This window comes from Pseudomonas sp. SDT291_1_S447 (genome assembly GCF_054070155.1).
This window is the reverse complement of record NZ_JBSVXS010000441.1, coordinates 1-220: the sequence shown is the minus strand read 5'-3', so window position 1 is coordinate 220 and position 220 is coordinate 1. Positions and strand designations below refer to the sequence as shown.

1 protein-coding gene is annotated in these 220 nt (G+C 64.5%); it reads left to right on the top strand.

Translation table 11 applies throughout. From position 1 onward, the window contains the following. Positions 1-220 (top strand): LysR family transcriptional regulator (locus tag ACW9IR_RS30285; protein ID WP_457466296.1); only part of this gene is annotated, 220 nt, incomplete at both ends.

The following is a 220-nucleotide window of genomic DNA, read 5'->3' as shown; positions in this document are numbered from 1 at the left end:
CCGGCCTATGTCAGCAAGCGCATCCAGATCCTTGAAACCACCCTGGCCACCCGCTTGCTGCACCGCACCAGCCGACGCATCGCCCTGACCGAAGACGGCGAGCGGGTGCAGCGCTGGGCCGTGCGTATCCTGGAAGACTTCCAGCAACTCTCCGATGAACTCTCTGACGCACACGACAGCCCCCGTGGCCGCCTGCACCTGTGCAGCAGCTTTGGTTTCG